At 27.1% G+C, this 15,258-nt stretch carries 19 protein-coding genes and 1 riboswitch; of the genes, 11 read left to right on the top strand and 8 right to left on the bottom strand.

The window, feature by feature from the left end; translation table 11 throughout:
* The first annotated feature begins 2 nt into the window (after nucleotides 1-2).
* The 5 genes from KGF38_RS08335 (at nucleotide 3) to KGF38_RS08315 (ending at nucleotide 4,740) form a co-directional block, all read left to right on the top strand.
* The gene (locus tag KGF38_RS08335) at nucleotides 3-890 is read left to right on the top strand and encodes an ABC transporter ATP-binding protein (RefSeq protein WP_054270152.1); all 888 of its coding nucleotides are present in this window, start codon (nucleotides 3-5) and stop codon (nucleotides 888-890) included.
* A 5-nt stretch (nucleotides 891-895) separates the two neighbouring features.
* Nucleotides 896-1,669 carry an ABC transporter permease gene (locus tag KGF38_RS08330; RefSeq protein WP_074178325.1) on the top strand — a complete coding sequence of 258 codons (774 nt, stop codon included), beginning with the start codon at nucleotides 896-898 and terminating at the stop codon, nucleotides 1,667-1,669.
* A gap of 111 nt (nucleotides 1,670-1,780) precedes the next feature.
* Nucleotides 1,781-2,506, top strand: coding sequence for a response regulator transcription factor (locus KGF38_RS08325; RefSeq protein WP_054276606.1), 726 nt, complete (start codon nucleotides 1,781-1,783; stop codon nucleotides 2,504-2,506).
* Nucleotides 2,507-2,509: 3 nt separating this feature from the next.
* Nucleotides 2,510-3,913, top strand: coding sequence for a sensor histidine kinase (locus tag KGF38_RS08320; protein ID WP_054270155.1), 1,404 nt, complete (start codon nucleotides 2,510-2,512; stop codon nucleotides 3,911-3,913).
* A gap of 11 nt (nucleotides 3,914-3,924) precedes the next feature.
* A complete protein-coding gene (locus KGF38_RS08315) occupies nucleotides 3,925-4,740 on the top strand; it encodes a TraX family protein (RefSeq protein WP_223195855.1) in 816 nt (271 codons plus the stop codon).
* 219 nt (nucleotides 4,741-4,959) lie between these two features.
* Here KGF38_RS08315 and KGF38_RS08310 read toward each other — a convergent pair whose 3' ends face one another.
* Nucleotides 4,960-5,580 carry a flavodoxin family protein gene (locus tag KGF38_RS08310; protein WP_054276609.1) on the bottom strand — a complete coding sequence of 207 codons (621 nt, stop codon included), beginning with the start codon at nucleotides 5,578-5,580 and terminating at the stop codon, nucleotides 4,960-4,962.
* A gap of 169 nt (nucleotides 5,581-5,749) precedes the next feature.
* Here KGF38_RS08310 and KGF38_RS08305 point away from each other — a divergent pair, with 169 nt between their 5' ends.
* On the top strand, nucleotides 5,750-6,082 hold the full coding sequence (locus KGF38_RS08305) for a winged helix-turn-helix transcriptional regulator (protein ID WP_054270158.1): 333 nt from the start codon (nucleotides 5,750-5,752) through the stop codon (nucleotides 6,080-6,082).
* A 114-nt stretch (nucleotides 6,083-6,196) separates the two neighbouring features.
* Here the strand turns inward: KGF38_RS08305 and pcp are convergent, their stop codons facing one another.
* The 7 genes from pcp to KGF38_RS08270 form a co-directional block, all read right to left on the bottom strand.
* Nucleotides 6,197-6,838 carry a pyroglutamyl-peptidase I gene (pcp, locus tag KGF38_RS08300; RefSeq protein WP_223195854.1) on the bottom strand — a complete coding sequence of 214 codons (642 nt, stop codon included), beginning with the start codon at nucleotides 6,836-6,838 and terminating at the stop codon, nucleotides 6,197-6,199.
* Between the two features lie 20 nt (nucleotides 6,839-6,858).
* Nucleotides 6,859-7,791 carry a DUF979 domain-containing protein gene (locus tag KGF38_RS08295; RefSeq protein ID WP_167640784.1) on the bottom strand — a complete coding sequence of 311 codons (933 nt, stop codon included), beginning with the start codon at nucleotides 7,789-7,791 and terminating at the stop codon, nucleotides 6,859-6,861.
* A 21-nt stretch (nucleotides 7,792-7,812) separates the two neighbouring features.
* Entirely contained in the window at nucleotides 7,813-8,478 is a 666-nt protein-coding gene (locus KGF38_RS08290) for a DUF969 domain-containing protein (protein WP_054270161.1), read from the bottom strand.
* A gap of 212 nt (nucleotides 8,479-8,690) precedes the next feature.
* Nucleotides 8,691-9,287 (bottom strand): GNAT family N-acetyltransferase, encoded by a 597-nt coding sequence (locus tag KGF38_RS08285; protein ID WP_074178321.1) that lies wholly within the window; start codon nucleotides 9,285-9,287, stop codon nucleotides 8,691-8,693.
* 205 nt (nucleotides 9,288-9,492) lie between these two features.
* Entirely contained in the window at nucleotides 9,493-9,969 is a 477-nt protein-coding gene (locus KGF38_RS08280) for a flavodoxin domain-containing protein (RefSeq protein ID WP_054270163.1), read from the bottom strand.
* 2 nt (nucleotides 9,970-9,971) lie between these two features.
* A complete protein-coding gene (locus tag KGF38_RS08275) occupies nucleotides 9,972-10,373 on the bottom strand; it encodes an FMN-binding protein (protein ID WP_054270164.1) in 402 nt (133 codons plus the stop codon).
* Entirely contained in the window at nucleotides 10,357-10,977 is a 621-nt protein-coding gene (locus KGF38_RS08270) for a TetR/AcrR family transcriptional regulator (RefSeq protein WP_074178320.1), read from the bottom strand. Before KGF38_RS08270 ends, KGF38_RS08275 begins: the two co-directional genes overlap by 17 nt.
* Nucleotides 10,978-11,317: 340 nt before the next feature.
* Nucleotides 11,318-11,361: riboswitch (PreQ1 riboswitch) on the top strand.
* Between the two features lie 101 nt (nucleotides 11,362-11,462).
* On the opposite strand from KGF38_RS08270, the gene KGF38_RS08265 reads away from it, so the two are divergent.
* The 5 genes from KGF38_RS08265 (at nucleotide 11,463) to KGF38_RS08245 (ending at nucleotide 15,247) form a co-directional block, all read left to right on the top strand.
* A complete protein-coding gene (locus KGF38_RS08265; protein ID WP_054270166.1) occupies nucleotides 11,463-12,431 on the top strand; it encodes a nucleoside hydrolase in 969 nt (322 codons plus the stop codon).
* 1 nt (nucleotide 12,432) lies between these two features.
* Nucleotides 12,433-12,996 carry an ECF transporter S component gene (locus KGF38_RS08260; RefSeq protein WP_074178319.1) on the top strand — a complete coding sequence of 188 codons (564 nt, stop codon included), beginning with the start codon at nucleotides 12,433-12,435 and terminating at the stop codon, nucleotides 12,994-12,996.
* 5 nt (nucleotides 12,997-13,001) lie between these two features.
* The gene (locus tag KGF38_RS08255; RefSeq protein ID WP_074178318.1) at nucleotides 13,002-13,691 is read left to right on the top strand and encodes a radical SAM protein; all 690 of its coding nucleotides are present in this window, start codon (nucleotides 13,002-13,004) and stop codon (nucleotides 13,689-13,691) included.
* Between the two features lie 160 nt (nucleotides 13,692-13,851).
* The gene (locus tag KGF38_RS08250) at nucleotides 13,852-14,580 is read left to right on the top strand and encodes a DNA alkylation repair protein (RefSeq protein WP_227832298.1); all 729 of its coding nucleotides are present in this window, start codon (nucleotides 13,852-13,854) and stop codon (nucleotides 14,578-14,580) included.
* A gap of 13 nt (nucleotides 14,581-14,593) precedes the next feature.
* Complete coding sequence (locus KGF38_RS08245) at nucleotides 14,594-15,247, top strand: DNA-binding protein (protein ID WP_074178317.1); 654 nt, start codon at nucleotides 14,594-14,596, stop codon at nucleotides 15,245-15,247.
* The last annotated feature ends 11 nt before the right edge of the window (nucleotides 15,248-15,258 follow it).

Here is a 15,258-nt window from a genome sequence, read left to right as displayed (position 1 = left end):
AGATGAATAAGTTAGAAATAAAAAATCTTTCAAAGATATATGGTAAAAAAGTAGTAAATGATAATATTACAATAACGCTAGAAAATGGAGTTTATGGTCTTTTAGGACCCAATGGAGCAGGAAAATCTACTTTAATGAAACAAATAACAACATTGATAAAACCTAACAATGGCCAAATTCTCTATAATGGTAAGGATATATTTAAGATGGATGATGATTATAGAAACATTTTAGGATACTTGCCACAAGAATTTGGAATTTATAAAAACTTTACAGCAAAACAATTTTTACAGTATATAGGGGCATTAAAAGGTTTAAAGGGAAAAGATTTAGATAGTAATATAGATGAATTATTGGAATTAGTAGGACTTTATGATGTAAGAAATAAGGCTATAGGAAAATTTTCTGGTGGTATGAAGAGAAGAGTTGGCATAGCACAAGTTTTATTAAATAATCCGAAAATAATAGTCCTTGATGAGCCAACAGCTGGTCTTGACCCACAAGAAAGAGCTAGATTTAGAAACTTAATAGCTAAAATATCTAGAGATAAGATAATAATTCTTTCTACTCATATAATTTCAGACATAGAATCAGTTGCAAAAGAAACAATAATGATTAAAAATGGTAAACTTCTAGTGAAAGGAACACACAAAGAAATATTAAGTCACATGGAAAATAAAGTATATCATATTCAAGTTGAAAATGAGTGTGAAATTGATAAAATTCAATCTAAGTATAAGGTTATAAGTATTCAAAGTGATGTTAATTCAATAGTACTTAGAATAGTTTCAGATGATATTCCAACTGAAACTAATACACAAGCAGTTCAAGCAAAATTTGAAGATGTATATATGTTTTACTTTGATTTAGAAGATGCAAAGGAGGTATAGTATAAATGATGTATTTAGTCAAATCCGAAATGATAAAAATATTAAAATCAAAAAGTATTTGGATGGTTTGGTTGTTTCTGCTATTTTTTGGTTTTGTTCTGATTAGAAAATTTGATGTTTTAGATACGTACTCAGATATATTTTACAAGATAGAAGGTTCTATACCTTTAATAGGTTTAGTAATGTTTATAATAACTTCTGGAAATTATACAAAAGAATATGATTCTAATATGACTGGTTTAATAAATACAACTAAAAATGGGAAAAAATCAGTAGTATTATCAAAACTAGTAGCTAATGGTTTAATTTTGTCTATGATTAATATTTCTTTTATACTATTAGTAGGAATTAGAGGATTTAGTTTTTTTGAATTTAAATATTTGGATGAACCAATTAAAAACTTATGGTATTTTGGAAATAGTAATTTAAATCTTACAGTAATCCAAATGTATCTTATTGTTATAGTAACAACTATTTTGGCTTCTTTTATATTTGCACAAATAGGTTTAACACTTTCATCTATATTTAAATCCTCTATAATACCATTTATACTAGGTGGATTGATAATGGCAATACCATATTTTAGCATAGGTTTTATTCCAGATAAAGCCATAAAATTTATGTCAATAACTCCAAACTGGATTATGATGAGTCAACAAATTGTTAGATACAATGTACCAAATACATTGATAGGTTTATCAATAGTAATCTCAACTACATTAATGATAATATTAACCCAAATAACATATAAAAATTTTACATCAAGTGAAAGATTTTAACCAAAAATAATAGTAACTTTATTTATGTATTAACCTATTTTAAAACAATATAAATAAATTTTTAAGAAAATGTATGCTAATATATAGGTAAATTATAATAGGAGGTTATTTATGGAAAATAGTATTTTAATAATAGATGATGAGGTAGAAATATTAAAACTTTTAGAAACTGTATTAAAGAAAGAAGGTTTTAATAACATATATACTGCAAAAACTAGAAGAGAAGGATTAGAAATATTTAAAAATATTAACCCTGATTTAATTATACTAGATATTATGTTACCTGATGGAGAAGGTTATGATATTTGTAAAGAAATAAGAAAAAACTCTAATTCTCCAATAATATTTTTGTCAGCTAAAACAGAAGAATTAGACAAATTACTTGGACTTGCAATTGGAGGAGATGATTATGTTACAAAACCATTTAGTCCTAAGGAAGTAGCTTTTAGGGTCAAAGCTCACTTAAGAAGATTAAGTTATTTTAATGAGAGCCAAAATGGAAGTGTGGATTTAGACAATGATAAAGAAAAAATTATATCATTTGGACCATATAAATTAAATGAAAGTAGAGCAGAACTTATAAAAGATGGGCAGTCCATAGGATTATCCGCAAAAGAATTAAAAATATTATCTTTATTTGCACATAATCAAAATCAGATTATAAGTAAAGAGAGATTATGGGATAAGGTGTGGGGAGAAGATTATGTGGGTTTTGATAATACTATAATGGTTCATATAAGAAAGATTAGAGAAAAATTGGAGGATAATCCCTCAAAACCAGAATATATTTTGACAATAAAAGGCCTTGGATATAAATTAGCAGTAAAGGAAGATTAGAGTATGAGATGGAAGATTACTAGAAACTTTATGCTCACAATCGTATTTGTAGTTATATCAGTAGTTATTATAAATATCATTTCTATACTGTATGTTGTTTCAACTAATAGTTTTTTTAAAGCTGTGGACTCTAAAAATAATCCTGAAGAATTTGCACGTTCTTTTGAAAAAGATTTATATGAAAAAAATGGAGTGCTTAGGCTATCAAAGATTGGAATTGATAAACTAGAAAAATCAAATTCTTGGTTACAAGTTTTAAATGATTCAGGTGAAGAAGTCTATGGAATGAATGTACCAAAGGATACTCCTAAAAAATATACGCCATTTCAGATGGTTAATAATTACAAGTATAGAGAAACAAATTACATTAATTTTATTTTAGAAAAAACTCTAAACAAAAAACATTTAAATGTAATAGTTGGTATGCCTAGTAGAGATACATCAAGAATAATTTTAACTTATTCTAATGATAGTATTAAAGATACTTTAAATAAAATCATTATTATAACACTTGTGATTGATGGAATGGTAGCATTGGGTGTTGGCTACTTATTTAGTAGAAAGCTTACAAAACCAATATCAAGTGTGTTATGGAGTGTTGAGACTATGGCTAATGGAAATTATAGTTTATACCTTAAAGATAGAGGTATATATGAAGAAGTGTTTGCAAATATCAATATGCTGGCTTATACTTTAAGAATAAATGAAGCAGAGAGAAAAGAAAATGAAAAATTGAGAGAAGAATGGCTAGCAAATATAACACATGATATAAAAACTCCTTTATCATCTATACAAGGATATGCAGAAATAATCAATGACAAAGATTATGAGTTTGTAGAAGATGAATTACGAGAGTATACGGAAATTATATACAATAAATCTAAGTATATAAAAGATTTGGTTGATGACCTAAATTTATCTACTCGACTAAAAAATAATAATATAGTTTTGAATAAGAAAAAAATAAATTTAGTTGGTTTGGTTAGAAATATAATAGTGGATATTTTAAATGATAATAGATATAAAAATAGGTATATTGAGTTTGAATGTTATGAAGAGTCAATAGAAGTACATGCAGACCCAATATTGTTAAGAAGAGCCATAACTAATCTTATATTTAATTCAATAGTTCATAATAGTGAGGATACTTTGATAGAGATAAAAATTATAAAAAAAGATAATATAGAAATTATAATAAAAGATAGTGGAGTTGGGATAAGCGAAAATGATTTAAAACATATTTTTGAGAAATATTACAGAGGTACCAATACAGGCGAATTGCATAAAGGTTCAGGGCTTGGGATGGCTATTTCTAAAGAGATAATAGAGATTCATAAAGGAAATATCTATGTAAATAGTAAAATTGGAGTAGGGACAGAAATTATTATAGAAATAAATCAAAATTAGGGGAGAATAATATGAATTTTTTTAAAAAAGGAATAAATGGGTTTACTATTAAGATGTTGGCATTAATATTTATGACATTTGACCATATAGCAGCATTTATGCCAGAAACAATGCAAATACCTATTTGGTTTCATTGGATAGGTAGAATATCAGCACCTTTATTTACGTTTATGGCAGTGGAAGGATTTTATCACACTAGTAACAGGAAAAAGTACATAACTAGGTTGTATATTTGGTCTGTTATTATGGCAATAGGAAATCAAATAATTAATAGTGTATTTCCACATCCAGAAGGGGTAATAATTATAAACAATATTTTTTCAACAATATTTTTGATAGCAATTTATTTACAAGCAATAGAATTTATAAAGAAATTTAGAAAAGAAAGAGAAGTAAAATATCTTATTATAGGGTTAACAATGATAATAGCCCCTATAATATTAGGAATATTTATAATAACTATACTTTTCAAATCATTTAATGAGCTTCTAGCTTTATTTATGACTTTAGTACCAGTACCATTTTTAGTAGAAGGTGGACCAATTCTTATTACACTTGGAATTATTTTTTATTTGTGTAGAGAGAAGAAACTTAATTTAAGTATTTGCTATATTTTAATGTGTATCTTTGTATTTATAACAATGGCAAATGGAGATTTTAGTTTAAAAAATTCTACTTTACAAAATTACCAATGGATGATGGTTGCTTCTCTACCTTTCATGTTGCTTTACAATAGAGAAAAAGGTAAGAGTATGAAATATTTATTTTATTTATATTATCCAGCCCATATATATGTGTTGTATATTTTAGGGATATACTTAATATAATTTTAAAATATAAAATGTGTGTATTAAAACACTTCTGATTAAAAATAGCATTGGATATAAGTATAATATTACTGGAACTTGAAACTTTTTAATAAAAAACAATAAAACAGAGATTTGATATATACATTTAATAACTCTGTTTTATTATTTTTTGTAATATATATTTTTATTTATAGATTAGTACTTTCATTTTAACAAATTCCATTATATTTTCATTATCTATTTTATAAAATTAGTCATAACTTTCTCTTCATATTGTGGTTCTTTAATTCCAGATTTCTTACCAGCTGAAATACATTTAAGAAGCCATGCCATGTTTTCGCCTAAAGTTCGCATGGTTTGTAAGCCTTCTTCATCCTTCATAACATCTTCTGGTGTAAAACCATGTACCTGATTCCAATACTGTGATGATACAATAGGCATATTGCTAATTGAAAAATATTTGTTGAGTTGGTCAAATGTTGCAGTTGCACCACCACGTCTACAGGATACAATTGAAGCACCTAATTTTGTAGCCATGCGACTACCAGCTATGAAAAATAAACGGTCAAGAAATGAAGTTAATTGACCACTTGCACTAGAAAAATAAACAGGAGAACCAATAATGATACCATCAATATTATCAAGTTCCTCAACTAATTCATTAACCTTATCATCACAAATACATTTTCCAGTTTCGAAACAAGATGAGCAAGCAATACATCCTGGGATTGCTTTTTTACCTAAATACAGTATTTCTGTTTCAATATCATGTTTATTTAATACTTTAGTAACCTCAGTTAATGCTGTATAAGTACATCCATATTGGTTTGGGCTACCATTAATCAATAAAACTTTCATTATAAATTTCCTCCAATAAACTTTATTTAATAGATTTTCACCTATATATTACACTTCCTATTATCAAATTGACTTTCAATTATTCTTACACTATAATTTTATTATAAATTATCTTAAAAACAAGTACGCACATTTTTGTTCAATACTAACCAAAAGGAGAGTGTAACATATGGGTATAGATTATATCTCAAATACAGATTTAAGTGAAACAGGATTTAGCTATACACTTTCATTGATTAATGGCAAATATAAAATGATAATTCTTTATTGTCTTGTAGAATTTAAGGTTGTCAGATATAATGCATTAAAGCGTTATATAAATACAATTTCCTATAAAACCTTGAGTTTATCATTGAAGGAATTGGAGGCAGATAACTTGATTATTCGTACTGAATATCCTCAAATACCTCCTAAGGTAGAATATAGTCTATCTGAAAGAGGAAAATCTTTGATTCCAATTCTAGATGCAATGTGTGAGTGGGGAGAGAAGAATAAACTTTAATTTTATATTTGTATGTATTATAAAAAGACTGTAAGTAAATATCTAAACAAATTTACTTACAGTCTTTACTTGAATAACTCTTATTTGAAATTTATAAAAATATTCAAAGAGTCATTATGAAATTTCACCACCAATTTCCTCTATATCATTTTTATAGATAGTACAAGCTTCCACAGCTAATTCTAAGCCTTTCACTATTTCTTCTAGAGACATAAAAGGTGTATTCTTTTTATCTATTATCTGTGAAGTCATATATGGTATGTGTATAAAGCCACCTCTTAGATTAGGATATTTTTTGTCTATCATGTAAAGAATTCCATACATTACATGATTACAAACAAATGTACCTGCAGTGTTTGAAACACTTGCTGGAATTTTATTTTCATTCATATGTTTTACCATAGCTTTTACAGGTAATTTTGAAAAATATGCAGGTTGACCATCTTCTTTTATAACAGTATCTATGACTTGGTTACCTTCATTATCTTTTATTCTAAAGTCATCTACATTTATAGCTACCCTCTCAGGAGTAATATCAAATCTACCTCCAGCTTGTCCAACTGATATTACTATATCTGGATTGTGCTGTTGGATAGCTTTATCTATAGCTTCAACAGATTTTGTCATAACTGTTGGTATAGTTATTTTTATAATTTCTGCGCCATTTATATTATCATTAACCCTTTCAACTGCTTCTTGAGCTGGATTTATTGGTTCTCCACCAAATGGGTCGAATCCTGTTAATAAAATTTTCATTATTTTACCTCCTAATTGTATTAAAATCCTAAAAAATACATTACTAATATGTGAGCTATAATTAATACTAAAGCAACTGGTGCCTGGTATTTTATAACAATGTAGTCGTTTTTGCATTCAAGTAAAGCTGCTGGAACTATATTAAAATTAGCAGCCATTGGAGTAAGTAAAGTTCCACAATATCCTGCTGTTAATGCTAGTGCTCCAATTATAGCAGGATTTCCACCTTGAGACAATACGAAAGGAATTCCAATTCCTGCTGTTATGACTGAAAACGCAGCAAATGCATTTCCCATTATCATAGTAAATATAACCATACCTAATACATATGCTATAACACCAAATAATCTGTTATCAGCAGGGACTACACCAGATATCATATTTGAAATGACTTCACCAACTCCAGCTTGAGTAAATAGAGCGCCTAATGCAACCAAAAGTTGTGGTAACATACTAGCAGGTCCCATTTGCTGAAGTAATCTTGAGCCATCTTGAACTGATGTAGTAGGCTTTGCTTTAGTTATTATAAGAGCTGATATTAATGCAATTATTGAACCCACACCTATTGCGAACTGTGAAGAATTGTCAAAATTAGTAAGGCTCATAGCCACAACTACTGCAGCAAATGCTAATATTAATGAGGGTATAAATATTTTATTTTTAAGTTTATCTGCTTGTTCTTTCCCAAAACTCTCATTTGGTTCTTCATATTTTGCAAATACAACTTGTTTGGAAAGTGTCAAAAAACTAGATAATATTAGAATTATTCCGATTATATTAGCTGGAATCAGTCTACCAAATATGAAGGGTAATGATATCAGTATCCAAAATAATGATGTACCATATTTCTTATTGTTATCTATTGTAGTAAAAGACCTATATGCTATTACAACCATCAGAAAACCCATCAGTGCATAAAAAACTTCTAATGATATATTTATAAAATTTTGCATTTTTATTCCTCCTAAATAAATCTATCTCTTGTGACTCTTATTTAATTTCTTATCATATAAAGTAAATTGAATTGTAGCAACTACAAGTGCTATTACTGCCATGATAATATTGGCCTTTACAATGTTAAGTCCAGTTACATTGTATCCGAACTGAGTCAGTGTAGAAGCTATAAGCAATACTCCACTACTACCTGCAAATAGATTTTGACCATAAAAGTTTCCATAGTTTTCTGATGCAGCAGACAATGCTTTTATAGCTTCTTCATCAGATTCTTTTAGTTCATCACTATTACTTAAACCAGCAGCTTGTGCCATCGGATTAACGAGTGGTCTCACAAACTGAGGGTGTCCACTCATTCTTATTGATAGAGCACCAGCTACTTGTCTAGCTATCATATATATAGTAAGTACTTTTCCTGTTGTAAGTTTCTTTAATTTTTCTATTAAGGAAACAGCTCTTTGTTTCAATCCATATCTTTCTAACACACCAATTACTGGTAATGTTAGTATGAATAATGATACACCTCTGTTTGAAACAAAAGAGTCACCCAAGATTGTAAAGATTTGATTAAAGTCTAATCCTGCAACAATCCCTGTTGCTATGCCTGCTAATAATACAGTAAATAGTGTATCCATTTTAAGTATAAAACCAATTACGACTATCAAGATACCAATTAATTTTATCATGAATTATTCTCCTTCCATTTTTCTATATTTTAAATTTAAATTCGGTTAGTAAATAAAGATAAACTCTTTTTATAGTATTTGCTTTAATAAGACTATTATTATGAAATTTAAGAAAAAAATAGAGAAGATGTTTAAAATATTAAAATAAATATTTTAAATATCTTCCCTATTTTTTCTTTTGTTCATATTTTATAGATTAAATTATATTAAATCTAAAGTGCTATTAAATTAATATTCTCATTTAAAATAGCAGCTATTTCTTTGGAATTAACTTGTTTGATTGTTTTTATAGAATTAGGATTTTTAGAGTGATTACCTATATGTTTTTCAAACAACATAACATCATACCAACAATCAAATTTATATCCTGTATTGTGATAAATCCCACATAGTTTGAAACCAAATCTTTGATGAAGTTTTTCGCTTTTTATATTTGGTGACGTAATACTAGCATACAAATTTTGAATATTTTGTAACTTCAATATATCTATGATTGAATTATAAAGAGCAATTCCTATTTTATTACTAATAAATTTATTATCAACATAAATTGATAATTCAACATTCCATTGATAAGCAGTTCGTTCATTGTGTTCATGAGCATAGGCATATCCAACAATTTTTTTATTAATTAAACAGACTAGGTAAGGATATTTTGAACAGATTTCTTTTATTCTGTTTTTAAAATCATCAATGCTTGGAATGCTATACTCAAAAGTAATTGCAGTATCAGTAATATATGGAGTATATATTTCCAATATTTCTTCTGCATCCATTTCATTAGCAATCCTAATTTCAATATATTTCATAAATATCATCTCCAATATAATAAATGTAGTAGAATTTTCTTATATAATACATAGGTCTAAATAAATATAAGAAAATATTGTATAATATATAATATTGTATAGATATATAACTACTTTATCAATATTTACAAACTTCAGAGTATATTTATAATACTACATTTTAGATAATTTTTTTATCTTGTAAGGAGATTTGAAATAAATAATTTTATTTATTAAGATTTCTTAAAAAATCGTCTATACTATCTTGTGATATTTTAAAACTGTCATAATTACCTTTTGAAACCGACTTCATAATAAGCTTATCTAAAAATTTCATCTTTTCTAATCGAGCTTCACTACCAAAAATTCCAATTGCATTTGCATTTTCTAATAAAGATGCTGGAAAGTTTGATTTTAGATATTTATCTGCCTGTTCAGAAAATCCACAACAAAGGAATACACCAACTCGTTTTTTGTTTAATAATTCTATATTATCATTACACAATATACGAATCTTTTTTGAAACTGAACCAACATATATAGAACTTCCAATAATAATTGTATCAAATTTTGATAATTCAATTTTAGGATTACTATCATTGATATCAACAATAGTGATATTGTCTGATAGTTTATTTTTTAGTATGTTTGCACAGTCTTTCGTACAACCATATTTACTTGAGTATATAATAATAGTATTCATATTTATTCTCCCTTTCTCAAAGCATTTTCTACAGCCTTTCGTATAGTATCACTGCTATAAGTCGCAGATGTTATAGCATCTACTTCTAAAGATTGTTGTTCAACTATATTTTTTATGATTTTTTCACCAGGTTTACCTAAAAGAGTGTCATGTTCTAGTATCTTAATATTTTTAATTCTGCCATTATTAACTTCAACAGATACAGTAGCCTTCACAAGTTTATTATCAGCACTTCCTGTATAAATACCATTTTTCACATTAGCAGGGTTTATATTTTTTACCACTAATTTTTCTGGCTTTAAGTTAGTTATAATCAAAATAATAATGCATATAAACACAAGAAATAGGATTATAGATATTTTAAAAACTTTTTTCTTCTTATTAGTTTCATTGTGGTTTTTCATTGTAAAGCCCTCCTACTAAAATATCTAAGAAATTCTCTATAATTTGAGTGAAATTATGTAAGGAATACAATTGATTTTCAACAATACATAAAACAAATCCTAATAGTGCACTTATAAGCATCCATGAAGTTTTATCTACGTTTTGTTTAAATATACCCTGATCAATTCCAAGGAAAAGAAGCTCATCTAGTATTTCTATACCATTATTAGTAGGTTCACTATTTGTACTTTCAGATGCAAATATAATGTTCATCCTACTATGCATAATAGCTTTTGACATTTCAGGTTCACTTGAAAGAGTCTTTATAAAACTAGTCATAATTTCTATGATTTGCTTATCTATTGGGAGAGATGAGCAATTATGTATAATATCAATAGCATTACTTTCTACAGTGTTATAAAGTTTTTTTGTCATATCGCTGATAATCTCTGCCTTGTCTTTGTAGTAAAGGTAAATTGTAGTTGGAGAATAATCTATTTTTGAAGCAATTTTTCTTATTGATAAATTTTCATATCCATATTGATTGATAATTTCTATGCTAGCATCCATAATTTTTTTCTTCATTTCTGCTTTTTCATTTTCACGTCTTGCTTTAATACTCATATAATCACCTCATAACTTAACAGTGTTAATTTAATTTACAATGTAATTATATGCTTTATATTTAATATTGTCAATAAACTATGAATAATATAATTTAATAAATTTTTATAGCTGAAATCTTTAAGTTATTAATTGTAATAGTTCAACTATTGTTGTATAATAATAATCGGTTTAAAAGTGCCACATTTTGTTAAAGTTAGCTTATAATTTTAAATAAACTTTAACAAGACACATCAAAATATAATAAATTCTTTTATACTACAAAATTCATTTTGTAGTTATTAAATCAGATGGAACTTTTTTGTAGGTCTACAATAAATAGACTAAAACAATACTAACATCTGTACTTGTTCGAGAACTCCAAGTATAAAAAACTAAGGAATTATATAGTGGCAGTATATAATTAATACCCTTAGACACACCTTTTTGAAAGTGGAAAAAAGATGTGTAGTTCTCCTCGACCACAAATCAAGGAGGATAAAAGTATGGAAAAAAGAAAAGTAATAATTGATTGTGACCCAGGAATTGATGATTCTTTGGCCATTCTTCTAGCTTTAAACTCACCAGAGCTAGAAGTACTTGGAATTACCACATGTTGTGGAAATGTTCCAGCAAATGTAGGTGCAGAAAATGCACTAAAAACACTTCAAATGTGCTCTTCACTAAATATACCAGTATATAAAGGAGAGGAAGCACCACTAAAAAGAAAACTTGTAACAGCTCAAGATACACATGGAGAAGATGGTATTGGAGAAAACTTTTATCAAAAAGTGACAGGAGCTAAAGTAAAAGATGGGGCAGTAGATTTTATAATAAATACTTTACGTAATCATGAAAAAGTATCAATAATAGCACTTGCACCACTTACAAATATAGCTAAGGCACTTATGAAAGATAAAGAAGTCTTTGAAAATCTTGATGAGTTTGTGTCTATGGGAGGAGCATTTAGAATTCATGGAAATTGCTCTCCAGTAGCAGAGTTTAACTATTGGGTAGACCCACATGGAGCGGATTATGTTTACAAGAATTTATCTAAAAAAATTCACATGGTAGGTTTGGATGTAACTAGAAAAATTGTACTTACTCCTAATATTATTGAGTTTATAAATAGACTTGATGAGAAAATGGCAAAGTATATAACTGAAATAACTAGGTTTTATATTGATTTCCATTGGGAGCAGGAAGGAATAATTGGCTGTGTGATAAATGACCCTCTAGCAGTAGCATACTTTGTAGATAGAAGTATTTGTAAAGGATTTGAATCATATGTAGAAGTCGTAGAAGATGGTATAGCTATGGGTCAATCTATAGTGGATTCTTTTAATTTCTATAAAAAATATCCTAATGCAATTGTTCTAAATGAAGTTGATGAAAAGAAGTTTATGTATATGTTTTTGAAGAGGCTTTTCAAAGGTTATGAAGACATTATAGACTCTGTGGAAGGAGTGATATAGTGTGAAAAGAAAAATATGTGTAAAAACTATTACACTTATAGCTTTTGGTATCTCTATAAATATAATAGGGGCGTTTATAGCTATGGGGTTAAGATTACCTATATACTTAGATTCAATAGGAACTATAATGATAGCATCGCTTTTAGGTCCTAAATACGCTGTAGTTACAGGTGTGTTTGGAAGTTTAATAAGTGGAATTACATTTGATGTGTATTCTCTTTACTTTGCACCAGTTCAGATATCAACAGGTTTACTTGCTGGAATAGCATTTAAAAAGAATTTTTTAAATGGATTAAAAACTCCATTAGGGGTATTGTTATTTGCTATTCCAACCTCTATAATAAGTTCAATAATTTCAGCTTTTCTCTTTGGAGGTATGACATCATCAGGTTCTTCCTACATAGTACAAATTTTGAAAGTATTAGGATTAGGAGATGTATTTAGTGTATTTGTAACTCAAGTATTAACAGACTATGCAGACAAATTGGTAGCAGTTGTTTTAGTGAACTTAGGATTAAATGCAGTTCCAAAAACTTTAAAACTATCATTGACTGGAGGAAGATAGAAAAAATGGATAGATATAGTGAAATAACAAATAAAAATCAAAGAGAAATTGTTTTACTTAAAGGATTTCCTTGTATATGGGGAAAGTGTTCTTTTTGTGATTATATAGATGATAATTCTAATTTAGAAGAAGAAATGAACAGGTTAAATATAGAGATTTTGAAAAATATAACTGGAAAATATGGAGTTCTTGAAGTCATAAACTCTGGTAGTTGTTTTGAATTACCAAAAGATACTTTAGCAGAAATAAAATGTATTATAAAAGAGAAGAAAATAAAAAAATTATTTTTAGAAAGTCATTGGTCTTACAAAAATAGGATTAAAGAGATGAGAGACTATTTTGGAATTCCTATAGTATTTAAAATTGGAGTTGAGACTTTTGACAATGATTTTAGAAATAACATTTTAAATAAAAATGCAAAATTTAAAACACCACAAGATGTAAAAGACTATTTCGATTCGCCTTGTATTATGGTAGGAATTAAAGGTCAAACAAAAGAGATGATAGATAGGGATATAGAGATTATATCAAATGATTTTGAAAAAGCAACTGTGAATGTTTTTATAAATAATTCTTCAAGTATCAAAAGGGATGAAGAGTTAGTTAAGTGGTTCACTAATAAATATAAATATTTAGATGAAAATCCAAATATAGAGGTTTTATATAATAATACAGATTTTGGTGTTGGAGATTAGTAAAGTTTTTAAGTCTGTATTATATTGTAGTAAATATTAATTTAATTTAAACTTTAACTTAAAAAATTTAGTATATTTTTAAAAAGGCTTCTGATACTTGGAAGCTTTTTTTTATGTACTTTTATGTTACAATAAGGAAAAGGAATTAAGGAGTAAATAAATGATGTTTAATAGGGAAAAATGGAATAAATTAGAGTATAAGAAGCTCCTAGAATATATGAAATCTATACAAGATATCAAGTATAGAGATTTTAATAAAAAGCTCATACCAAATACAGAAAATATAATAGGGATTAGGGTTCCTAATTTGAGAGAGTTATCTAAAGAAATAAGTAAAGGAAATTGGAAGGAATTCTTAAATGTATCGGAGGATACATATTATGAAGAAACTGTATTACAAGGTATGGTAATTGGTAATATAAATAGCACATTTGAAGAGACTCTATATTATATAGAAAGGTTTATACCTAAAATTAATAATTGGTCAGTTTGTGATGGATTCTGTTGTGGCTTGAAATGTACAAAAAAATATAAAGAAAACATGTATGATATACTTAAAAAATATGTTTATTCAGAAAATCCATGGGAAATTAGATTTGCATTAGTTATATTTTTAATATATTATGTTGATGATAAACATATTGAAGAAATCTTTGAATGTTGTAACAATATACAAAGTGAAGAATATTATGTTAAAATGGGAATGGCGTGGTTGCTATCAATTTGTTTTATTAAATATGAAGAAGAAACATTTCTCTATATAAAAAATAATAACTTAGATGATTTTACGTATAATAAAATGTTGCAAAAAATAATTGAATCTAATAGGGTAGATTCAGAAAAGAAAAATATAATAAGGGGAATGAAGAGAAAGACAAGAAGATATTGACGGAGGAGTATTAATGAATAACAACGAGGAAAGAATTGACAAATTTTTAGAACTTCAAAGTAAGGGGATTAAGTTTACAGAGATAGCTCAAAATCTAAAAATTAGTCAAAGTACTTTAAGAAATTTTTTAAATAAAAAAGGATATAAATCAGAAAAAGGTAAATACATATTAAAAGACGAATTAAATTATAATGAAAATCTGGATAAGAAAAACTTGGAAGAAGAAAATTTTAAAAAAAATATAAGTAATAGAAAAAAAGTAAGCACCAAAAAAAAGAATTCTAATGAAAAGGTTTTGAGTAAAGGCATTGAACAAATCAAGTTTAATGATACTGATTTAAAAAATACAAAGTCAAAAAAAAATGTTAAGCCTAAAAAAGATAGAAAAATAAATATAACTCAGGAAGACTTAGATAAGCTTTGTGAAGTATATGATTGGTATTTAGAGGTAAAGGATTATAATATAAAGCCAAAAAAAATATCTAATAAAAAAGATGTACATATAGATGATGAATCCATAGATGAATTAAAAACAACAAGAATACGTATAGATAAAGAAACATGGAATGATTTTGAAAGACTTTGTAGTAATTCAAACTTTGAAAAGCATCAAATACTTACACAAGCATTGAAAGAATTTATGAAAAAGTATAAAAATCTACTATAAAATATTACTAT

The organism is Clostridioides sp. ZZV14-6387 (assembly GCF_020657835.1).
Lineage (GTDB): Bacteria > Bacillota > Clostridia > Peptostreptococcales > Peptostreptococcaceae > Clostridioides > Clostridioides difficile_A.
This window is presented reverse-complemented; position numbering and strand designations above follow the sequence as displayed.